Source organism: Hymenobacter sp. ISL-91, from assembly GCF_018613725.1.
Classification (GTDB): domain Bacteria; phylum Bacteroidota; class Bacteroidia; order Cytophagales; family Hymenobacteraceae; genus Hymenobacter.
Genome location: NZ_JAGGPS010000008.1, coordinates 166,004 through 186,804 on the forward strand (window position 1 = coordinate 166,004; position 20,801 = coordinate 186,804).

Consider the following 20,801-nt stretch of genomic DNA (forward strand, 5'->3'; position numbering starts at 1 on the left):
GGGGCAAGCCCCGCCCCTACGGGTTTCTTCGCCACGTGGAGTATATAGCACAGGATGAACGTGTATGGGCCGGGTGTTCTTTGTACTACCTGCCCATGATTATTCTACCGGGTGCTGTGGCGGCTCGGTATTGAGGGGGCTTGTGGCAGGCCCGGCCAGAATGGAGCCCGCCAGGGGCGAGTTGCGGAACAGCACCCGAAAGAGCACGGCCGCCAGCCAGGCCGCTAACAGGGGAGCGGCAAAGTAGATCCACAGAGCCGTGTAGTGGTGAGCCGCTACAGCCGAGCCCAGGCTGCGGGCCGGATTGAGACTCATGCCTGAATACGGTGTTTCGACGAGAATATAAAAAGCCAGCAGCGCCCCCAGCAGCCAGCCGGCCAGATTCTGGAGGCGCTTGGTGTGCAGCGCCAGCAGCAGCACGGCTACCATGCCGAACGTAATGCCAAACTCGGCACCGAAGGCTACGACCGTCCCCTGTGGCCCCGGCAAAGTAAGCGCGTAGTTTACTGCAGGATGCGTGAAATAGTGGCCCAGTAACGCCAGTAATACCTGCCCGGCCAGCAGGGCGCCGGCTACCTGGGCCAGTATGTACCAGCATGCGTCGGCTGTTTTTATTTTGCCCAACTGCCAGAAGGCCAACGTTACGGCCGGGTTCAGGTGAGCCCCTGAGCGCTTGCCCCAGGGGCTGTACACCAGCACTACCACCGTAAAGCCCACCACCAGCCCAATAAGCGTGCGCCCCAGGAGCGGCTGCCCTACCAGCTGCCGGGCCAGCCACGAGCCGGGGTAATGAACGGCCGTTGCAATCAGGCTCGCCATAAATAGGAAAACGAACAGTCCTGCCGCTTCGGCCAGGTAGTTGGGCCAATGGCGCTTGGCCGATACCAGCAGATGAGCAAGAAAACCGGGTTGGCGCACGAGAGAAGCAAGGGGTTGGATATACTGATTTCTGATGCGTAGTGTCCGAATCAGCAGGCCTGCGAAAGGCCGTGGCCACTGCACCGAGGGTCAATCCTGCTTCCGTTGCTGGGCGAAACGGTATAGCAGGGCAGCTACTTCCTCGGGGGACTCATAGGGCAGCAGGTGGCCGGCCCCGGCTATTATTTCGAGCGTTGTGCCGACCGGCAGCAGGGGCAGCGTTTCGAGGCCGTGTACCGAGGGCGAAAGCACCGCGTCCTGGTCGCCGGCTATCAGCGCACAGGGCACCTCAATAAGCACCATCCGGGGGCTGATGTCTTCGCGGCTGCCATGCAGCAGCCAGGCCTCCCAGGCCGCGTGCGAGCTGGCCAGGTTGTCGGCTACTACCTGCCGGTGCATGGCAGCGGGTAGCGGCCGGGCCGTGATGTGACGAACAGTTTTTTCGGCTTCTGCCGACTTTCCCCAGGCTTGCAGACTGGCTTGGCGGTCTTCGTCGGTCATGGGCTCTGGGCCGGGCGGCGAAGGACTCAGCAGCACCACACCGGCCAGGCCGGCGGGCCGGCGGGCAGCCAGTTCCAGGGCAATTTTGCCGCCCATGCTGTGGCCCACCAGCACGTAGCGGCCCGGGCATTCGGCCTCAATATAAGCGGCCACGGCATCGGCGTAAGCCGCTACAGTAAAGCCACCGGGCAGGGCCGGTGCGCTGCCAAAACCGCCCAGGTCGGGAGCCAGCAGCTGGTAGTCGGGGGCAAGCAGCTCGGCCACCTGGTCGAACTCGTGGCCAGCGCCGGCCCAGTAGTGCAGGCAAATAAACGTGAGAGAGTCGGGCATAGTGAGCATATGTACGGCAGCGGGCCAGCAACGGCCGGAGACCTACAAAACCTGCCGGCCCTTACACAGCAACGGGGGCAGCTCCTTCCGGAACCGTCCCCGTGGCCGATTGTTGGCTTGGTTTACAGTTGGTAGGCAGCTATAGTATGCGTCAGGCGGTGGTGCCCCACTACTTGTTTGTCAGAAACTTATCGGCGGTGCGCAGGCTGAGGGCCATAATGGTGAGGGCCGGGTTTACGCTCAGGGCACTTGGGAATACCGAGTTGTCGCAGATGTAAAGGTTAGGCACATCGAAGGCGCGGCCGTTGGGGTCGACGACTGCCTCGGAGGCCGAAGTACCCATGCGGGCCGTGCCGATGATGTGGGCGTAGCGCTCAAACGCCCAAATGTCCGTAGCGCCGGCGGCCTCCCAAATCTGGCGCATGGTGCGCTCGGCGTGCCGGTTCATGCGCTGCTCGTTTTCCTGGGCCGTGAAATGCACACGGGGCTTGGGCACGCCGCGGGCGTCCTTCTCATCGCTCAGCTCCACGAAGTTGCTGGCGTGGGGCAGGCAGTCGCCGAGCACGTTGATGCCGGCAATGTGGTTGTAGCTGCGCATGTAGTCGCGTAACTCCTGGCCCCAGAGCTTGCGCTGGCGTACCATTTGGGTGGCAAACGTTACGGGCATCACGCCAATACTTTGCAAGAGGTATCCGCCTGCAAAGTCGGCGTCTTTGGGCCGGTGCGTGTCCTCCGAAATCAGGCCGCCCGGAATACCTTTATAGGGGCGGATATCTTCGGGAAAAGTGCCCCACACCTGCATGCCCACATGCGACATGAAGTGCCTGCCCACCTGGCCACTGTTCAGCGCCAGCTCATTGAGCAGCAGCAGGCGAGGCGTTTCGATGGCCCCGGCGCACAGAAACAGGTTGCGGCAGCGTTGGCGCACCGTGCGCCCGCCCTGCTCGTATACCACGGCCGTTATGTGGCCCGTAGCGTCACGCTCAATTTCGGTTACGTATGCCCCAAGCCGGATTTCGGCCCCGTACTGCTCGGCTAAGGGCAGGAACGTAACATCCATGCTCGCCTTGGCGCCGGTGCTGCAACCCGCCTGGCAAAAGCCGCGGTTGGTGCAGGCCTCGCGCCAGCCCACCCCCTCCTGGTAGTAGCGCGCCGACAGCGCCGCATTGGCCGCCGGCGACGTTTTAATGCCAAGCCGGGCGCAGGCTCGCTCCATAAGCTGGGCCGCACCATTGAGCGGCAGCGGTGCCAGCGGGTAGCCCTTGCGGCGGCCGGGGTCCCAGGGGTAGGGAGTGGGCCCCGAAATGCCCATAAACTGCTCCAGTTCCTCGTAGTATGGCTCCAGCTCCTCAATGCCGAAGGGCCAGTCGACCCCCTCCCCAAACTCGGTGTGCAGGGTCAGGTCGCCGCGGTGGGCGCGGGGTGTGTAGGCGGTATAGTGCAGCGTCGAGCCGCCGTAGCCGATGCCGGAGTTGTTTTTGCCGAATGCCACCGGGTTCTGGCCAGCCGACAGCCGCTCATCGTTCCAGAACAGGAAGTTCTGGGCTTTTTCGTCGGTGGCAAACTCGGTTTTGGGGTCGTGCCGGGGCCCGGCCTCCAGCGCCACAACGCGGCGGCCGGCCTGGGCCAGCCGGGCAAGCAGTGGCGCTCCGCCGGCACCGGTACCAATCACCAGGCAGTCTACTACCTCATCGGGGTCGGGTAGGGGGGCGGGCTGCTCCAGCGGGTTGCGGCTAGGGTCGGCCTGCAGGTCGTTTTCTTCGAGTATCTCCCGCAGCAGCGGGTCCTGTATTTCGGGCTGAACCGGGTTGAGTACGCCTTCTTCCAGCGTTTCTTCGTCGGGCATGAGCTAGTGTAGTAGTGATGAGGGAGGAGTGAGGGAGAGGCGTTTGGCGGCAGGCGTTAGCTTGTCCTTTCCGGTTCGCGCGGCTCCAGCTCATTCAGGCCGATGCGCTGCCAGCCGGGCACATCCGCCATACCCACGTACCCGATTTCTTCCTGGGCCAGCGGATGAGCGTAGTAGGTTTCGGTCAGCTCGGCCAGCAGCTCCTCAAAAAAACGGTCTTGCGGCAACTGGTGCCAGTTTTCGCCAGGCGCCTGGGCCTCGGCCAGTAAGCCGATTATCTGGTCTTGCCGGGCCTCATCCAGGGCCACAAACGGCTGCCGGAACCGGGCTTCGGCAGCCTGATTGATGCCGCCGAGGCCGAGGCGGTAGGCTTCGCGGTCGGGTGGCATAGAATCATAGCGCCAGCCATCAGCATCGCCCCTCAGCAGGCGCGCATCTACGGCCGGAGCCAGCGCAATGGGCGTTTCGCGGTCGGGCTGCGGATAAATGCGGGCGGCTACGGCCTGCAGCAGCCGGTAGGTATCGGCGTCGAAAAACTGCGGCTCGTAGGCACCCGGGGCCGTTAGCCGGGCCTCCAGCGCCGCCCGGGTGGCGGGCGTTACCAGGTCGGTTTGCAGCAGGGCCCTCACGGTGCCTTCGGGATAATGGGGCATTCGGTTGCGAAACTAAAGTGAAAAAGATAGCCCAAACTGCCGGAGCATTTACCCGGCGGTTTGGGCTGATAACAGTTGAGCTGCAGTGGGGTTTCGGTTGAACTCCGGAAACCGGCCGGCAATCCGGGCGCTTGTTAATCGTCGCTGCTGAGCTTGCCGCCGGTTACCTGCACCAGCGAGCCGGTCATGAACGAGCCGTCCTGCGAGGCCAGCAGCACGTAGGCGGGCGCCAGTTCTTCGGGCTGGCCGGGGCGGGCCAGAGCCACCTCGTGGCCGAACTTCTCAATTTCCTCCTTGGGCATCGTGCCCGGAATGTTAGGCGTCCAGACCGGGCCGGGTACCACGCAGTTCACCCGGATGCCCCGCTCGCCCAGGTTCAGGGCCAGGCTTTTGGTGAAGGCATGGATGGCGGCCTTGCTGCTGGCGTAATCGATAAGTAGCGGGATGCCCGTCATGCCCACAATACTGCCGGTGTTAATGATGCAGTCGGGCTTTTGCATGTGCGGCACGGCAGCCTGCGCCATCCAGATGTAGCCCAGAATATTGGTGTCGAAGGTGCGCCGGATTTGCTCTTCCGGAATGTCCTCGAACTTCTGCTGGGCCATCTGGTAGGCGGCGTTATTTACCAGAATGTTGAGGCCGCCCAGCTCGGCGCGGGTGCGGCGCACGGCTTCCTTGCACTGCTCGGGCTCGCGCACATCGTGTTTCAGCAGCAGGCACTGGCGGTTCTGGGCTTCCACGAGGCGCTTGGTTTCCTCGGCGTCCACGGTGTTTTCGTTGTAGAGAACCGCAATGTGCGCGCCTTCCATGGCAAAGGCCACGGCCACAGCCCGCCCGATGCCCGAGTCGGCTCCGGTTATTAGGGCCACTTTGTCCTGGAGCTTGCCGGCGGGGCGGTAGGTGCTGAAGGCCATGCCCGGTTGCAGCTCCATATCGGCCTGCTTGGCCGGATATGGCAGCTTTTGAGCATGCTGGGCCATGTCTTTGGCTGTGGGATGCTGTACCGGCTCGGGTGCGTGGCCGGCGGCCTGGGCGGCCTTTTTGGCAGCGGGCGTGGCGGCTGTATTGGTGGTCGGTTTTGAGGTGTCGGCGGAAGCAGGGGTCTTTTTGGTAGCCATAGCGGATGTTCGATAGGGTGGAAGTAAGGCTTACGCGAAACCGGGACAGGCGTTGGGGTAAATCAACTCAGCCACCGCCCGGGCTACCGTACTACCACTTCTACCCGACGATTTTGGGGCCGCAGCGCGGGGTTACGGTTGTCGGCCACCGGGTAGGCCCCGCCGTAGCCCACGGCCGTCAGGCGCAGCGAGTCGACGCCCTGCTGCACCAAATAGCGGCGCACCACCCGGGCCCGCTGCTGCGACAAAAGCCGGTTGCGGGCCGCGTCGCCCACGTTATCGGTGTGGCCCACTACTTCGAGGCGCAGGGCGGGTTGGCGGCGCAGGGTTTGGGCCAGCTCATCGAGCACCGGCCGCGAGGCGGGCAGTAGCTCGGCGGTACTCTGCATGAAGTACAGGTTGGGCAGCGTGAGGGCCGCGCCTTTAGCCAGGCTGCCCAGCTCGGCCAGCGCCGGCCCGGCAGCAGCAGCTGGGGCGGGAGTTGGGGCAGATTTTGGCGGAAGCTTACGGGCCGCCACGGTGGGTTTGGGCGCAGGCTTCGAGGGCAGGGCGGGGGCGGAATTACGCAGCGGCGCGGGCCTGGTGCGGGGCCGATACCCGATTACCTGGGCGGGCTTAACGGGCGTCGTTTTGATGCCCGCGAGCCGGGCGGCAAGGTAGGCCGCCGAATCGGCCGCGTTGGGGAGCCTGACTCGCACGGGCCGCGCCGACCAGAGGTAGCGCATCGGAATGGGCTGGATGGCTGACTGGCCCCCGAAGAAATCGGCCAACGAGGCGTCGGGACGCTGCCAGGCCAGCAGCAGCCGCGAGTCCAGCGCGTTTTGGTAGTACTCCACGCGCAGGGCGTAGCGCTGGCCGGCTACCAGCCGCACTTTAGCCTGGCCGTTGGTGAAATATTGGTCCTTCCACGACTCAAACAGCAGCTTGCCGCCCAGCCAGACCCGCACGCCATCGTCCACGGTTAGGTGCAGCGTGTACTGGCCCGTTACGGGCGCTTCCAGAAAGCCCGTCCAGCGCACCGAGAAGTGCTCGGTCGGTAAGCCAGGGGCAGGAGCGCGCTTTTTCCACTCGAAATCCAGCTGGTTATCGATGCGCGTGAGCACAGCCCGCTCGAAGTTCTTCCCCTGGTAGTAAGTGCCCGTCAGGCCGCGCGGGGTAAGGGTTTGGGCAGAGCCGGTAAGCGCCGCTGACAATAGTGCGCTTACTGCCAGAGTAGTATAAAGAGGCTGGGACATTGCGTTGGGTAAGAGATACATAGAATAAGTGCTGCCCAAAAGATAGAAAACGCTAGCCATTTGTTACCCGGAAGCCAGCCATTTGTTACCCGGAAGCCAGCCGGTTTGTACAGCGCATGTGCTGGGAGTCCGGTGCGTACTTAGGCCGGCGGCTTTGGCCATTCCGCCTTTCAACCGTATCTTCGCCTTGTTACTTATCCAGAAAGACCGAGGGATTGGGCCCGACGACGTCTTAGCAACCTGAAATCAAACAAGGTGCTAACTCCCTTTTCAAGCCGCCCGGCGGTCTGGAAGAAGATAAGTGCGGAACCGGCCTCGTGCCCGGCTCTTTCTGGATAGGCGTTTCTGTCGCCGCTATTTCCAGCCGAGCCCATGCTTACCCCTTCCGCCGCCCCCACTACCGCCGCTACTTCGCCCCTGCACGCCATTCTGCGCCAGCGCGTGCTGGTGCTCGATGGGGCCATGGGTACCATGATTCAGCGCCACCCGCTGACCGAGGAGGATTTCCGCGGAGCCCGTTTCGCCGACCACCCCAAGCCCCTGCGCGGCAACAACGACCTGCTCAGCCTCACCCGCCCCGACCTCATCCGGGGCATCCACGCCGAGTATTTTGCTGCCGGGGCCGACATGGTGGAAACCAACACCTTCTCGGGTACCACCATTGCCCAGGCCGATTACGGGCTGGAGCACGTGGTGTACGAGCTGAACTATGAGTCGGCGCGGCTGGCTCGGGCGGCGGCCGACGAGTATTCGGCCCTAACGCCCAATAAGCCGCGCTTCGTGGCCGGTGCCATCGGCCCCACTAACCGCACGGCCTCGCTTTCGCCCGACGTGAACCGCCCCGGCTTCCGGGCCGTGACGTTTGACGAGCTGGCCACCGCCTACCACGAGCAGGTGCGCGGCCTCGTGGATGGGGGTGTGGATGCGTTGCTGATTGAAACCATCTTCGACACGCTTAATGCCAAGGCCGCCTTGTACGCGGTGCAACAGTTCTTTGATGAGGGCGGCCGGGTAGTGCCACTCATGATTTCGGGTACCATCACCGACGCCTCAGGCCGCACCCTGAGCGGGCAGACGGTGGAGGCTTTCTGGAACTCCATCCGCCACCTGCCGCTGCTGAGCGTGGGCCTCAACTGCGCCCTCGGCGCCGACCAGCTTAAAACCTACGTGCAGGAGCTGGCCCGCCTCGCCGACGTCCACGTTTCGGCCTATCCCAATGCCGGCCTGCCCAACGCCTTCGGCGGCTACGACGAGTCGGCCCGCGAGTTCGCCGATGTGGTGGAGAACTACCTCAAAGAAGGCCTCGTGACAATTGTAGGTGGCTGCTGCGGCACCACGCCCGAGCACATTGCGGCCCTGAGCGAGCTGGCCGGGCGGTACAAGCCGCGGGTAGTGCCTCCCCCCCTAGCTCCCTCTCCGCGGGGAGAGGGGGAACTAGCTATAGATTTAAAGCTAGAAGCTAATAAAAAGCTAAAATTAGCCCCCCCTCTCCCCCCGGAGAGGGGGTTGGGGGGTGAGGCAACTACCCGCCTCGCCGGCCTCGAACCATTCAACATTGATAAAAACAGCCTGTTCGTGAACGTGGGCGAGCGGTGCAACGTGACGGGCAGCCGGGCCTTTGCCCGCCTCATCCGCACCGGCGACTACGATGCGGCGCTGGCCGTGGCCCGCGAACAGGTGGAGGGCGGCGCCCAGGTGCTCGATATCAACATGGATGAGGGCATGCTCGATTCGGAGCTGGCCATGACCACGTTTCTGAACCTGATTGCCTCGGAACCCGATATTTCGCGGGTGCCAGTCATGATCGACTCCTCAAAGTGGAGCGTACTGGAGGCCGGCCTCAAGTGCGTGCAGGGCAAAAGCATCGTCAACTCGGTGTCACTTAAGGAAGGCGAGGAAGTATTTCTGCAGCGGGCCCGCACCGTGCGCCAATACGGGGCCGCCATGGTGGTCATGGCCTTTGATGAGGACGGCCAGGCCGACACGCTGGAGCGGCGCATTGCCATCTGTAAGCGAAGCTACGAGCTGCTGATGGGCATCGGCTTCCCGGCCGAGGACATCATTTTCGACCCCAATATCCTCATCGTGGGCACTGGCCTGGAGGAGCACCGCAACTACGGCGTGGAGTTCATCGAGGCCGTGCGCTGGATTAAAACCAACCTGCCGGGCGTGCTCACCAGCGGCGGCGTCAGCAACATCAGCTTCTCGTTCCGGGGCAACGATGTGGTGCGCGAAGCCATGCACGCGGCTTTTCTCTACCACGCCATCCGCGCCGGCCTAGACATGGGCATCGTCAACCCCAACCAGCTGGCCGTGTACGATGAGGTGCCCAAGCATTTGCTGGAGCTGGTGGAAGACGTGCTGCTCAACCGCCGGCCCGACGCCACCGAGCGCCTTTTGGACTTCGCCGAAACGGTGAAAGGCCAAAAATCTAACAACCAACAACTAACAACTAACAACTTAGAATGGCGCGACTTACCGGTGCAAGAGCGGCTGGCCCACGCGCTCATTAAGGGCATTACCGAGTTCATCGACGAGGACACCGAAGCGGCCCGGCAGGAGCTGAACCGGCCGCTGGAGGTGATTGAGGGGCCGCTGATGGCCGGTATGGGCGTTGTCGGCGACCTGTTCGGGGCCGGCAAGATGTTCCTGCCCCAGGTGGTGAAATCGGCCCGGGTGATGAAGAAGGCGGTGGCCTATCTCGAACCCTATCTGCTGTCCGACAAGCAGCAGGGCGACCGGCAGACGGCCGGCAAAATCCTGCTGGCCACCGTGAAGGGCGACGTGCACGACATTGGCAAAAACATCGTGGGCGTGGTGCTGGCCTGCAACAACTTCGACATCGTGGACCTGGGCGTGATGGTGCCGTTGGAGCGCATTCTGGACGAAGCCCAAAAGCAGGGCGCCGATATGATTGGCCTGAGCGGGCTGATTACGCCGAGTCTGGATGAAATGGTGTACGTGGCCCAGGAGATGGAAAAGCGCGGCCTGAAAACGCCCCTGCTCATCGGGGGCGCTACCACTTCGCGGCTGCATGCGGCCGTGAAAATCGCGCCCCAGTATTCGGGGCCCATCGTGCACGTCAACGACGCTTCGCGCTCGGTGGGCGTGGCCGCCAGCCTGCTCGGCTCGGCCCGTGAAACCTACGCCCGCGCCATCCACGACGAGTACCGCCAGCTCCGCCACGACTACGCCGGCCGCCAGCGCGAAAAGGCCTACCTCCCGATTGAAGCCGCCCGCGAAAACGGCTTCAAGGCCGATTGGCAAACCACGCCCATCGTGAAGCCGAGCTTTTTGGGCACCAAGGTGCTGGAAGACTACGACCTGGCCGAGCTGGCCGAATACATCGACTGGACGCCCTTCTTCCAGACTTGGGAGCTAAAAGGCCGCTACCCGCGCATTCTCACCGACTCAACCGTGGGCGAGGCCGCCACCCAACTCTTTGCCGACGCCCAGCAGATGCTCCGCCGCATCATCGACGAGAAGCTGCTCACGGCCCGCGCCGTCATCGGCTTCTGGCCCGCTAACACCGTGGGTTACGATACAATTGAGGTGTACCAAGACGACGCCCGCCAGCAGGTGCAGGCGGAGTTCTTCACCCTCCGCCAACAGAGCGAAAAGGCGGCTGGTGTGCCCAATCTGGCCTTCTCCGACTTCCTGGCTCCCAAACAAACCGGCCGTGCCGACTACCTCGGGGGCTTCGCCGTAACCGCTGGCCTGGGCATCGAGAAGCTGCTGGAGCAGTACGCCGCCGAGCACGACGACTACAGCAGCATCCTGCTCAAAGCCCTGGCCGACCGCTTGGCCGAAGCCTTTGCCGAACGGCTGCACCAGCGGGTGCGCGAGGAGTTCTGGGGTTACGCGCCCGCCGAAAGCCTCTCCAACGACGACCTTATTCAGGAGAAGTACCAGGGCGTACGACCCGCTCCCGGCTACCCCGGCTGCCCCGACCACACCGAGAAAATTACCCTTTTCAACCTGCTCGACGCCGAGAATACCACCGGCATCAAGCTCACCGAAAACCTGGCCATGTACCCCGCCTCCTCGGTCAGCGGCCTCTACTACGCCCACCCCGACTCCCGCTACTTCGGCCTCGGCCGCGTGGGCCAGGACCAGGTAGCCGACCTGGCCAACCGCAAGCGCATGCCCCTGCCGGAGCTGGAACGGTGGCTGATGCCGAATTTGAACTACGAGCCGGTGGTGGTAGCACCGGGCAACGTGGCGCCTCACCCCCCGGCCCCCTCTCCGAAAAAGGAGAGGGGGAGCCAAGCGTCTGATTCCAGATGGCAGGCGGCTTTGCAGGATTCGGCGTTGACGGCGGACAAGCGGCAGTATGGCAAGCTGAATCTGAAGGGTAGGAGCCGCGCTATGCGACAGGAACCGACGGAAGCCGAACGGCTATTGTGGCAGGCTTTGCGTGGTGGCCAAGCTGGGCCAAAATTTCGCCGTCAGCACAGCATTGACCGCTACATCGTTGATTTTGTGAGCATCGCTGCTAAGCTGATTGTGGAAGTTGACGGCAGTGGGCACTACGAACCCGACCAGCAGGACTACGATACCGGCCGAACGGCTTTGCTGGAAGAACTTGGCTATCGGGTTCTGCGCTTTCCCAATGAGCAAGTCATCGAGCAACTGGAATCCGTGGTGAGCGAAATCAAAGCCGCCCTCAACTAGCCCTGCCCAAGCCTGAACAGTGAAAATACCTTCGTCAGGCTCCCCCTCTCCTTTTTCGGAGAGGGGGCCGGGGGGTGAGGCGCCACGCCAGCACGACAACACAAGCCCAATGAAAGTAACCGAACACCTGTCCCGCGCCGAAGGCAAAACCCTGTTTTCCTTCGAGGTGCTGCCGCCCAAAAAGGGCGAGAACATCCAGACGCTTTTCACCAATATCGAGCCGCTACTGGAGTTCAGGCCGCCGTTTATTGATGTGACCTACCACCGCGAGGAGTACGTGTACCGCCAGCACCCCAACGGGCTGCTCGAAAAGAAAACCGTGCGGCGGCGGCCCGGCACGGTGGGCATCTGCGCGGCCATCAAAAACCGCTTCGACGTGGACACCGTGCCCCATTTGATTTGCGGGGGCTTCACGAAGGAGGAAACCGAAAATGCCCTCATCGACCTCCACTTTCTGGGCATCGACAACGTGCTGGCTTTGCGCGGCGACCCCATCAAGAGCGAAGGCCGCTTCGTGCCCGAGCCCGACGGCCACAGCTACGCCTGCGACCTGATTGGGCAGGTTTCGGACCTCAACAAAGGTGCGTATCTGGATGAGGAGCAGGATGATACCTGGGCCACCGACTTCTGCATCGGTACGGCCGGCTACCCCGAAAAGCATTTCGAATCGCCCAACTACGGGGCCGATTTGCGCTACCTCAAGCACAAGGTCGACCGCGGGGCCGAGTACATCGTGACCCAGATGTTTTTTGATAACGAGCAATTTTTTGCCTTCGAGCGGCGCTGCCGCGAAGCCGGCATTACGGTGCCCATTATCCCCGGCCTCAAGCCCCTCACCACCAAAAGCCAGCTTACCATGCTGCCGCGCTCCTTCTACCTCAACCTGCCCGAAGAACTGGCCGACGCCGTGCACCTGGCCCCCGACAACGCCGCCGCCCGCCAGATCGGCCTCGAATGGTGCATCAACCAGAGCCGCGAGCTGATGGCCCACGGCGTACCCTGCCTGCACTACTACAGCATGGGCAAATCCGACAGCATCCGCCAGGTGGCGGCCGCGCTGTTCTAGGGTGATGGGCCGGGGAAATGCTGAGTTGAACGTCATTCAGAGCGTAGCGAAAAATCTCGCACGCTCACGTTGTTATACTATGGCAACGTCAGCACGCGAGCTTCTTCGCTACGCTCTGAATGACGTTCTTTATACTTGCCACCAACAAGGCAGCCTGACCGTCAACTCGCCCTCTCACCCTTTTACTTTACCGCCTCATGCTCGACGACCTGTTCAGCCGCCTGCGCGAGGCCACGGCGCCGGCCGAAATTGAAACCCTGCAGGATGGCATCTGGCAAATCTGGCTGACGGCCGGCCACCCGCTGCTGGATAAGCGCCTCGAAACCGGTACCCGCGCCCTCTCGGCCGGCGACTATGGGCTGGCCATTCAGGAATTCACCTTTCTCACCGAAACAGCTCCCGACTACGCCGAAGGCTGGAACAAGCGCGCTACGGCCTACTTTCTGCGGGGCGAATACAAAGCGGCCCTCCGCGACGTGCGCGAAACCCTGCTGCGCGAGCCCCGCCACTTCGGGGCGCTATCGGGCCAGGCGCTTATGCTGCGGGCCCTCGGCGACGCGCGCGGTGCGTTGCGGGTGCTGCAGCGCATCGAGCAGATTTGCCCTGCCTGGCCCGGTTTGCAGGCACAGTTGCGCACCTTGCGCGAGGAATTGGAGTAAGAGAGAGAATTGTATTTTTGTGCGAAATTATTGACTGTGAATTAGGCGTTTACTACTTGGCGCGAATATTAAATGCTGGTTAAAAACGATATTTTTGAGAACTTTATCTGCTGTTTGAGCATTTTCACGGCACTCAGTCTAAACTAGCAATAGGTGGGAGCGGATTTGTACTAAAGAAATGTTTTTCTTTGTACATACGATTGATAAACGCTGGTAGCAGCGGTGTCTTTCGGTTTCCCGCCCTGTCCGTCCCACTGCTATGAAACACGCTTTCCTTTTTGCTCTATCCTTCATTTTGCTGCAGTCATTTTCGGCCCCGGCCCAGAAGCTGCGCAAAACAGCTGCCGGCAGCGGCCTAATAGAAAAAGGCGAGAAGGTAGGCGAGTGGGAATACTACGCCAGCACCCGCGACGGCTCTCAGGTTATTGTCCAGAAGTACGATCACACGGCCGGCAGGCTGGTTTTTTTTCGGCCTTTCGATGACGTGCTGTACCCGGTGCAGACGGCCAGCGGCGAGTGGAGCCGCGCGCGACTAACCCATCCGGTGTTCTTTATCGGCGCCGACCCCGCGTTGGCCGCTTATACAAGCCGGCTCAGCTACCCGACCGCAGCCGCGGCCAAAAACGTGCAGGGCCGCGTCATCGTCACGATTACCGTTGATACGCTCGGGCGCGCCAGCAACCAGCAGGTGCTGCTCGGTATCGGTTCGGGCTGCGATGAGGAGGCCCTGCGCGTGGCCCGCAGCATCCCCGACCAGTGGATTCCGGCCCGGGTGGGCAGCCGCGCTGTAGTATCGAAGGTTGATGTGCCCTTCACTTTCCGGATGGCCGGGCGCTAAGCCAACGGGCCGTTGGTAGCCACACTATGCCCGACAAGTTTTACCTTGGGGCATGAAAACGCCCCTTTTGCTTTCGCTGCTGGCCGCTGCCAGCCTGCTTTCTTCCTGCGACTCGACCCCGCGCGAGCGGCAGGAGGTGGTGGAGAGAGAAACCCAGAAACTCGATACGCTGGCCGAGCGCGCCGCCGACAAGCTGCGCGTAGCCGGCCGCCGCGCGGCCCGCTTCGACTCCGTTTCGCGCAGTCGTAACCGCCAGCCCCTCGACCCCGCCGCCGAGCAGGCCTTCAGCAACGAGCTGCTGGGGTCGTATTCCGCCATCGGCAGCCTTACGTCAGCTACCATCGAGCCGGCTTTTGTGCAGTTTATGCAGCAGGTGCGCGCCCGCCGCAAACAATGGACCCAGCGCGACTGGGACTACGCCACGGCCATTAGCCGCCAGCTGAACGCCCAGTTCCGGGCTGTGCGCCTCGACATAAAAGGCCGCGACGAGCTGCACATCCGGGCCCTGCAAACCGAGTTTACGGCCCTCGAAACCAGCCGCGACGTGAAAGACCTGGGCGAGGCCGTTAAGCAGCCCTAACCGGATCAACTTGGTTCCTGCCAGGGCGTGGTTCCTCATTTAGTAACCCCAATTGTATAGGGCGCCATAGGGGGGGGGCTTAGCTTCGCTGTCCTGCGGTTGTCCCCGCCCGCCGTTCGCGCCGTTGAACGAGTACCGTTGAAGCGACGCAAACGGCAGGCGGGGACAACCGCAGGACAGCGAAGCTAAGCCCCGCCCCTACATCGTGCTGATAGGCATGCATTTATCACTCTTCGCTATGGGGCCGAAAACTAACATCCGGGCCATTTGGCAGGCGGCTTTGCTGGCTTGTGGGCTGCTGTTGCCGGTGGCCGCCGTGCGGGCCCAGCGCCTGATTCAGAAAGTGGAAACTGTGCCCGCCGGTGAGCAGTGGCTTAGCCCCGGTGATGCGCTGCAAGTGCGCCTGACGGGCACGCCGGGCGGCCGGGCCACTTTTTTGGGGGGGCGCCCCCTTACGGAGTTGGCCCCCGAGCTGGCCGGCGGCCGGCGGGGCGTGTACCAAGGTACTTACATTGTACAGCCCGCCGATACGCTGGGCGGGGCTGCGGGTCGGCCGCTGTGGCTGCATCTGCGCCTGCCCAACGGCCGCCACGACTCGCTGCCCACGGCTGCCCCCGTGCGCCTGCTAAGCCCCAGCCAACCGCTGCTGGCCGTTACGCGCACCACGCTGGCCCACCTCAACTATGGCCTCGGCGACGACCGGCTGGGTGGGGCCAAGCTGGGCTACCTCGATTCGCTGGTGCTGCTGCACGTGGTGGGCCGGGTAGCGGGCCAGTACCGGGTGCGGCTGGCCGAGGGCCACTACGCTTGGCTGCCGCTGGAGCGGGCCCGGCTGCTACCGCCCGGTGGCTTCGTGCCGGCCTCGCTCACGGGCTCCTGGAGCGTGCAGGGCGACTCGGTGTCCGATTACGTGCGGGTGCCGCTCACGCAGCGGCTGCCTTACCGCTCGCAGATTCTGGAAAATCCTGCCCGCCTGGTGATTGACGTGTTTGGGGCCACTTCCAACACCAACTGGATAACCCAGCGAACCGGACTGCAGGCCCTAGGAGCCGTGTACTACGAGCAGCCGCAGGCCGATATTTTCCGGCTGGTGCTGCCGCTGCGCCACCGCCAGAGCTGGGGCTACCACATTGGCTACGAAAAAAACACGCTGGTAGTGCGGGTAGCCCGGCCACCGGCGCGGCTGCAGCTGCGGGGCCTGCGTATTGCCCTCGATGCCGGGCACGGCGGCAGCAACGTAGGCGCCGTAGGAGCCAATGGAGCGCGCGAGAAAGACCTCACGCTGGCCATTGTGCAGCAGCTGCAGCGCGAGCTGGAACGCCGCGGCGCTATTGTAGTGCTCACCCGCACCGCCGACGAAAGCCTGGACATGGCCGAGCGGGTGGCGCTGCTACAGCGGCAGCGGCCGGCGTTGCTGGTAAGCGTGCATGTAAACTCGGCGGGCAGTGCGGCGGCCCGCGGCACCAGTGCCTTTTACCGATACGCGGCCTTCCGGCCGTTGGCTGCGGCGCTGTACGGGCAGATGCAGCAAACCGGGCTGCCGGGCTGGGGGCTGGTGGGCAACTTCAACTTCGCCCTCAATGGTCCCACCGACTACCCCAACGCGCTGGTGGAAACGGCCTTTATTTCCAATCCCGAAGACGCTAAAATCCTGACTGACCCCGCTCAGCAGCGGCAGATGGCCCGGCGCATGGCCGAGGGCATCCACGATTTTCTGAAGTCGGCGCGGGCCAAGGGCGTGCGGGGCTGGCTGGGCCGGCAACCGGCTGAGCAGTAGCAGCCGGAATGATAGTAACGCCAGGATATAGCAATTTACCAAAAAATAGTTGGCCGGAAGTGGTTTAAACCCCGTACCAGACGTCTACCTTATTGAATCCTAATCTGGTAAGCCTCTGGTCAGGGCGCCGGTGCGGGGCAAGGTTTCTCGTTCTTTCCACTCCCAAACCACCTGTTTTATGGCAGAAGCATCGTTACTGGACCGTAGCCGCACTGTGGCCGGACCAGGCTACAACCGTTGGCTGATTCCGCCCGCCGCCCTGGCAATTCACCTGGCTATCGGCCAGGCTTACGCCTTCAGCGTGTTCAAAAAGCCGCTGGGCGCCCTCATCAGCGGCGACCCCGCCGCCCCCGCTGCTGCCGACTGGACACCCACGCAGCTGGGTATCATTTTTTCGATTGCCATTGTGCTGCTGGGCCTTTCGGCGGCTATTTTTGGGAAATGGCTGGAGCGTGTGGGGCCGCGCAAGGCCATGATGGCCGCGGCGCTGTGCTTTAGCGGCGGCTTTTTTATTGCGGCCTTGGGTGTGCATCTGCACAACCTCTGGATTGTGTACTTCGGCTATGGCGTGGTAGGCGGCATCGGGCTGGGCATCGGCTATATTTCGCCGGTGAGCACCCTGATTAAGTGGTTTCCTGACCGCCGGGGCGTGGCTACTGGTATGGCCATTATGGGTTTTGGCGGTGGCGCCATGATTGCCTCGCCGCTATCAGTGGCCCTCATGGACTACTTTAAAACCACGGGCACCGGTTCGCTGGGCGTGGCCGCCACTTTTCTCACGCTCGGAGTCATTTACCTGATTTTTATGCAGTTCGGGGTCTGGACCATCCGGGTGCCCGCCGATGATTGGGCCCCTGCCGGCTACGTACCCAGTACCCAGGAAAGTGCCCTGATTACCAACAACAACGTGTCGGCCGATAACGCCCTGAAAACGCCGCAGTTCTGGCTCCTTTGGGTGGTACTGGTCACGAATGTAACCGCCGGCATCGGGGTACTCGAAACGGCTTCGCCGCTGGTTCAGGAGTCGTTTTCTGATGCGGCCATGGGAGCCGGGCGAGGCGTAACGGCCGCTGCTGCCGCGGGCTTCGTGGGTTTGCTGAGTTTGTTCAACCTGCTGGGCCGCTTCTTCTGGTCGTCGGCTTCCGATAAGCTGGGCCGCAAGGTTACCTACGCCATCTATTTCGGCCTCGGTATCGTTCTGTACGCTCTCATTCCAACACTGGGTCATAATCTGCAGCTGGCCCTGTACGTGGGCGTGGCCTGCGTGATTATCAGCATGTACGGCGGCGGATTCGCCACTATTCCGGCCTACCTCTCCGATCTGTTTGGTAAGTACCAGGTGGGCGCCATTCATGGCCGCCTGCTCACGGCCTGGAGCACGGCCGGAATACTGGGGCCGCTCATCGTCAATTTCCTGCACGAGAGCCGCAAAGCCGAAGGATTTACCGGTGCGGCAGCCTACCAAACGGTGTTCTACGCCATGGCCGTCCTGCTGGTAGTGGGCCTGCTGGCCAACTTCGCCGTAACGGCTGTTAACGCGAAATACAACGAGAAGGGCCCCGTCGACGCTGAGCCGGGCGGGCATTGAGTGGCTAGTTATTAGTTGCCAGTTGTTGGTTGTCAGTTGTCAGGTCGTTCTGGCAACCGGCAACTGACAACCGGCAACTGACAACCGGCAACTGACAACCGGCAACTGACAACCGGCAGCTAAAAACCGGCAACTGGCAACCGGCAACTGACAACCGGCAACTGACAACCGGCAACTGACAACCGGCAACTGACAACCGGCAGCTAAAAACCAACAACTAAGCACTAAAACCGATATGAATCAGCCTCCCGTTTCCTCTGCCACGCCCGAAACGACCAGTTCGGGTGGAGCCTTGTTTTTGGCCTGGGCCTTTGTGGGCATCCCGCTGCTGTGGGGTGTTTCCCAAACGTTTATTAAGGCGCTCGACCTGTTTAAGTAGACCGGCCTGCGGCTCTTATTATGTACCTTTCGCGGCACCCAAACGGGTGCCGCGTTTGTTTAGTGGATTCTCTATTTCGCGTCTCTCCTCATGTCGGCAGATGTCCCTTCCGAAGCGGCGGCCATTGTGCTGCTCGACTCGTTCACCGATTCTATAGCCGCTCACCTGGCCCGCAACCAGCTCGATGCGGCCGGCATACCGTGCTTTCTGAGCAACGAAAACCGCCCTTACGGCCAGGTAATGGGCAGCGTGAGCCTTTTTGTGCGCGCCCCCGACGTAGAAGCGGCCCGTGAAGTCCTGCATCCGCAGCAAACCCACATGTACGCCGTAGCGCCCGATACTGCCGTGCCCGCAGCCCCCGACGCAACCGAAACAGCGGCCACCCGTTGCCCTCGCTGCCACCACCACGACGTGGTGTGCCGCCACCAACCCGGCCCCACCGACAACCTGTTCGTCAGGCTCCGCTTCTGGCTACTGGCCCCCGATAACCCCCAGTGCCACTGCTTCCACTGCGGCCACGATTTTGAGGTGGTGAAGCCATAGCTTACTTGCAGAAGCCGTATAAACGGGACACTCTATGCTTATTGCGCTGTTTTCAAGTATCGCCAGGGTAGGGCTCCTGCTACTTGGCACGAGCCACGGTAGTGCGCGCCCTGTTGCGGCCACTCCGGCCGATTCAGCCCTGCCTTTGTATCGTTTCTTTCAGCAGCATTTCGATAGCACTATCGTCTATCAACAGTATGGTGCCTGGAATCAAGGTCCGGATATGTTGATTCTGTCGAAACAGGGGCAGGACGTGTATTTCTTTACATACCGTAGTCCGTACAGATTGGCGCAGGGGCGCTATATGCCCGGCGGCCTCATACAGCAGTTTAGCAGGCAGGAGGCTAAGTTCAGGGCTGCTCTGCCAGACACCAACCAATATCTGTTGCTTCAGCACGTACCCTCATCAAAACTGAAGCAGACGTGGAAAAACCTGCAGCCGGCCCGGCTGTGGCAGTTGCGCGCTCATAATGTCAGCTCCCCAAATGAGGACTGTATGATTGAAGATGCATATACGCTGACGCTCTGGTTTCTGACTCGATCAGGCTCCCGAAACGTGAGCTTCTATGCCCCCGAGTTTTATGAAGAGTGTGAAGGGACAGAGGTAAACCGGCGGCAGGCAGTCAAGGCGCGTATGGCTTTGGAAGCACTACTCAAACCGTAGCCATGTCCCTTACCGAAACCGCCACACCGGCAGCACGGTGCCGCCTGGGAAGTGCGTGCGTTCCGGAGGCAGTTCCAGAAAACCACTGGATGTGAGCAGGCTGGCCATGTCGCCGGAGCCGCCGGCCCGCTCGGGCGTGGCCAGCAGGCGGCCATCGGGGCCAGGCTTCAGGCTCACGAGCAGGAAGTGAGTGAGGGCAGGCTTGAAATCGACGGGCGCGGTAAGCACGGCCGGTACCGGGCCGCTGCCGGCGGCGGCCGCGCCGGCGGGCTGCTGCCCGGCCCGCAGCCAGGGCTGCACGTAGCGGTAGAAGTTCACGAACGTGGACACCGGGTTGCCGGGCAGCGCGAACACCACCGCTCCGCCAACCTTAGCCCCGAACCAGAACGGCTTGCCCGGCCGCTGGGCCACCCCATGAAACAGCTGCTCCACGCCCAACTCCTGCAGTATTTCAGGCAAAAAATCGGCCTTGCCCATGGATACGCCGCCGCTTAGTACTACGGCGTCGTAGCCGGCCAGCAGCGCGGGCAGGCCCGCACGCAGAGCGGCCGGGTCGTCGTCAAAATGAAACCCATCGGCCTCGGCGCCGGCCTGCCAGGCGGCGGCCTGTAGCATCAGGCCGTTGGAGCGTCGGATTTGGTGAGCGGCGGGCTGCTCGGCAATAGGCACCAGCTCGTCGCCGGTGCTCACCACGGCCAGGCGCGGGCGGCGCGCCACGGCTACGGTGGCGGCCCCAACGGTGGCGGCCACGGCCATTTCGGCGGGCTGAAGTTGGGTGCCGGCGGGCAGCAGTAAGTCGCCCTGTTGGCGGTCGGCGGCGCGGGCGTGCACATTGTGGCCGGCGCGGGGCGGCAGGGCCTGCACGGTGGCGTGGCGCCGGCCGGCTTCATCAGTGCGGAAGGTGAGGTCTTCGTAGCGAATCACCGTGTCGAGGCCCGCGGGCAGTACCGCACCGGTCATGATTTCGACGGCTGCGGTAGCGTTGGGAGTAGCCACTGGGGGCTGGCCGGCAAACTGGGTGGCTTCAACCAGAAACTCGCGCTGCCCGGCGGCCAGGGCCTCGTAGCGCAGCGCTATGCCATCCATGGCCACCCGGTTGAAGGGCGGAAAGTCGCGGTCGGCCCGCAACTCTTCGTGCAGGATACGGCCGGCGGCCAGCGGCAGGCTCAGCAGTTCGGTGCCCAGCGGGCGCGCGGTAGCGGCAACGAGGCGGGTGGCTTCAGCAACGGAAATCATGGGCGGGTAGGCAGGTAGAAGACGATGGTAGAGACGCATCTTTGCGTCTCGGCGTTGAACGGCGCCACCGAACAACAACTCCCGCGACGATTTAGGGAGCGTCTGAGCTGTTGCGCTGGCGGGTTCTCACGGGTTGTTCAACGCCGAAGCGCAAAGATGCGTCTCTACAACCGCCAAGTGCCGAACTTATCGGTTT

General features: G+C 62.7%; 17 protein-coding genes and 1 riboswitch. Of the genes, 10 read left to right on the forward strand and 7 right to left on the reverse strand.

Going from position 1 to position 20,801, the window contains the following annotated elements:
* Positions 1-99: 99 nt before the first annotated feature.
* The 6 genes from J7E24_RS04300 to J7E24_RS04325 all read right to left on the reverse strand — a co-directional run bounded on the left by J7E24_RS04300 (position 100) and on the right by J7E24_RS04325 (position 6,601).
* Positions 100-918 carry an aquaporin gene (locus J7E24_RS04300; protein ID WP_215135491.1) on the reverse strand — a complete coding sequence of 273 codons (819 nt, stop codon included), beginning with the start codon at positions 916-918 and terminating at the stop codon, positions 100-102.
* 90 nt (positions 919-1,008) lie between these two features.
* Positions 1,009-1,749 carry an alpha/beta fold hydrolase gene (locus J7E24_RS04305; RefSeq protein ID WP_215135493.1) on the reverse strand — a complete coding sequence of 247 codons (741 nt, stop codon included), beginning with the start codon at positions 1,747-1,749 and terminating at the stop codon, positions 1,009-1,011.
* A 169-nt stretch (positions 1,750-1,918) separates the two neighbouring features.
* Positions 1,919-3,595: a GMC family oxidoreductase gene (locus J7E24_RS04310; protein WP_251047011.1), complete on the reverse strand. Its 1,677-nt coding sequence runs from the start codon at positions 3,593-3,595 to the stop codon at positions 1,919-1,921.
* Positions 3,596-3,651: 56 nt separating this feature from the next.
* The gene (locus tag J7E24_RS04315; RefSeq protein ID WP_215135495.1) at positions 3,652-4,248 is read right to left on the reverse strand and encodes a gluconate 2-dehydrogenase subunit 3 family protein; all 597 of its coding nucleotides are present in this window, start codon (positions 4,246-4,248) and stop codon (positions 3,652-3,654) included.
* A 134-nt stretch (positions 4,249-4,382) separates the two neighbouring features.
* The gene (locus J7E24_RS04320; protein ID WP_251047012.1) at positions 4,383-5,366 is read right to left on the reverse strand and encodes an SDR family oxidoreductase; all 984 of its coding nucleotides are present in this window, start codon (positions 5,364-5,366) and stop codon (positions 4,383-4,385) included.
* 83 nt (positions 5,367-5,449) lie between these two features.
* On the reverse strand, positions 5,450-6,601 hold the full coding sequence (locus J7E24_RS04325) for a PA14 domain-containing protein (RefSeq protein ID WP_215135497.1): 1,152 nt from the start codon (positions 6,599-6,601) through the stop codon (positions 5,450-5,452).
* A gap of 191 nt (positions 6,602-6,792) precedes the next feature.
* Positions 6,793-6,905: riboswitch (SAM riboswitch) on the forward strand.
* A 68-nt stretch (positions 6,906-6,973) separates the two neighbouring features.
* Between J7E24_RS04325 and metH the strand changes: the two genes are divergently transcribed.
* The 10 genes from metH to J7E24_RS04375 all read left to right on the forward strand — a co-directional run bounded on the left by metH (position 6,974) and on the right by J7E24_RS04375 (position 19,369).
* Positions 6,974-11,275 (forward strand): methionine synthase, encoded by a 4,302-nt coding sequence (gene metH, locus J7E24_RS04330; RefSeq protein WP_215135499.1) that lies wholly within the window; start codon positions 6,974-6,976, stop codon positions 11,273-11,275.
* Between the two features lie 109 nt (positions 11,276-11,384).
* The gene (gene metF, locus J7E24_RS04335; RefSeq protein WP_215135500.1) at positions 11,385-12,341 is read left to right on the forward strand and encodes a methylenetetrahydrofolate reductase [NAD(P)H]; all 957 of its coding nucleotides are present in this window, start codon (positions 11,385-11,387) and stop codon (positions 12,339-12,341) included.
* Positions 12,342-12,538: 197 nt separating this feature from the next.
* Entirely contained in the window at positions 12,539-13,000 is a 462-nt protein-coding gene (locus J7E24_RS04340) for a tetratricopeptide repeat protein (RefSeq protein WP_215135502.1), read from the forward strand.
* A 259-nt stretch (positions 13,001-13,259) separates the two neighbouring features.
* Entirely contained in the window at positions 13,260-13,838 is a 579-nt protein-coding gene (locus tag J7E24_RS04345; protein ID WP_215135504.1) for an energy transducer TonB, read from the forward strand.
* A 52-nt stretch (positions 13,839-13,890) separates the two neighbouring features.
* Positions 13,891-14,418 carry a hypothetical protein gene (locus J7E24_RS04350; protein ID WP_215135506.1) on the forward strand — a complete coding sequence of 176 codons (528 nt, stop codon included), beginning with the start codon at positions 13,891-13,893 and terminating at the stop codon, positions 14,416-14,418.
* 238 nt (positions 14,419-14,656) lie between these two features.
* Positions 14,657-16,195 (forward strand): N-acetylmuramoyl-L-alanine amidase, encoded by a 1,539-nt coding sequence (locus J7E24_RS04355; protein WP_215135508.1) that lies wholly within the window; start codon positions 14,657-14,659, stop codon positions 16,193-16,195.
* A 178-nt stretch (positions 16,196-16,373) separates the two neighbouring features.
* The gene (locus J7E24_RS04360) at positions 16,374-17,783 is read left to right on the forward strand and encodes an OFA family MFS transporter (RefSeq protein WP_215135510.1); all 1,410 of its coding nucleotides are present in this window, start codon (positions 16,374-16,376) and stop codon (positions 17,781-17,783) included.
* Positions 17,784-18,018: 235 nt separating this feature from the next.
* Positions 18,019-18,162: a hypothetical protein gene (locus J7E24_RS04365; RefSeq protein ID WP_215135512.1), complete on the forward strand. Its 144-nt coding sequence runs from the start codon at positions 18,019-18,021 to the stop codon at positions 18,160-18,162.
* Between the two features lie 90 nt (positions 18,163-18,252).
* Positions 18,253-18,705, forward strand: a complete 453-nt coding sequence (locus J7E24_RS04370; RefSeq protein ID WP_215135514.1) for a DUF2007 domain-containing protein — start codon at positions 18,253-18,255, stop codon at positions 18,703-18,705.
* A gap of 34 nt (positions 18,706-18,739) precedes the next feature.
* Positions 18,740-19,369: a hypothetical protein gene (locus tag J7E24_RS04375; protein WP_215135516.1), complete on the forward strand. Its 630-nt coding sequence runs from the start codon at positions 18,740-18,742 to the stop codon at positions 19,367-19,369.
* 9 nt (positions 19,370-19,378) lie between these two features.
* Here the strand turns inward: J7E24_RS04375 and J7E24_RS04380 are convergent, their stop codons facing one another.
* Positions 19,379-20,605 (reverse strand): molybdopterin molybdotransferase MoeA, encoded by a 1,227-nt coding sequence (locus J7E24_RS04380; protein WP_215135518.1) that lies wholly within the window; start codon positions 20,603-20,605, stop codon positions 19,379-19,381.
* Positions 20,606-20,801: the final 196 nt, after the last annotated feature.

What these genes read in the sequence shown, in the direction of transcription:
- J7E24_RS04310 (WP_251047011.1), bottom strand. Translation starts at nt 3,595, where the DNA reads ATGCCCGACGAAGAAACGCTGGAAGAAGGCGTACTCAACCCGGTTCAG.
- J7E24_RS04305 (WP_215135493.1), bottom strand. Translation starts at nt 1,749, where the DNA reads ATGCCCGACTCTCTCACGTTTATTTGCCTGCACTACTGGGCCGGCGCT.
- J7E24_RS04360 (WP_215135510.1), top strand. Translation starts at nt 16,374, where the DNA reads ATGGCAGAAGCATCGTTACTGGACCGTAGCCGCACTGTGGCCGGACCA.
- J7E24_RS04365 (WP_215135512.1), top strand. Translation starts at nt 18,019, where the DNA reads ATGAATCAGCCTCCCGTTTCCTCTGCCACGCCCGAAACGACCAGTTCG.
- J7E24_RS04315 (WP_215135495.1), bottom strand. Translation starts at nt 4,248, where the DNA reads ATGCCCCATTATCCCGAAGGCACCGTGAGGGCCCTGCTGCAAACCGAC.
- J7E24_RS04340 (WP_215135502.1), top strand. Translation starts at nt 12,539, where the DNA reads ATGCTCGACGACCTGTTCAGCCGCCTGCGCGAGGCCACGGCGCCGGCC.
- J7E24_RS04350 (WP_215135506.1), top strand. Translation starts at nt 13,891, where the DNA reads ATGAAAACGCCCCTTTTGCTTTCGCTGCTGGCCGCTGCCAGCCTGCTT.
- J7E24_RS04375 (WP_215135516.1), top strand. Translation starts at nt 18,740, where the DNA reads ATGCTTATTGCGCTGTTTTCAAGTATCGCCAGGGTAGGGCTCCTGCTA.
- metH (WP_215135499.1), top strand. Translation starts at nt 6,974, where the DNA reads ATGCTTACCCCTTCCGCCGCCCCCACTACCGCCGCTACTTCGCCCCTG.
- J7E24_RS04320 (WP_251047012.1), bottom strand. Translation starts at nt 5,366, where the DNA reads ATGGCTACCAAAAAGACCCCTGCTTCCGCCGACACCTCAAAACCGACC.
- metF (WP_215135500.1), top strand. Translation starts at nt 11,385, where the DNA reads ATGAAAGTAACCGAACACCTGTCCCGCGCCGAAGGCAAAACCCTGTTT.
- J7E24_RS04380 (WP_215135518.1), bottom strand. Translation starts at nt 20,605, where the DNA reads ATGATTTCCGTTGCTGAAGCCACCCGCCTCGTTGCCGCTACCGCGCGC.
- J7E24_RS04355 (WP_215135508.1), top strand. Translation starts at nt 14,657, where the DNA reads ATGGGGCCGAAAACTAACATCCGGGCCATTTGGCAGGCGGCTTTGCTG.
- J7E24_RS04370 (WP_215135514.1), top strand. Translation starts at nt 18,253, where the DNA reads ATGTCGGCAGATGTCCCTTCCGAAGCGGCGGCCATTGTGCTGCTCGAC.
- J7E24_RS04325 (WP_215135497.1), bottom strand. Translation starts at nt 6,601, where the DNA reads ATGTCCCAGCCTCTTTATACTACTCTGGCAGTAAGCGCACTATTGTCA.
- J7E24_RS04345 (WP_215135504.1), top strand. Translation starts at nt 13,260, where the DNA reads ATGAAACACGCTTTCCTTTTTGCTCTATCCTTCATTTTGCTGCAGTCA.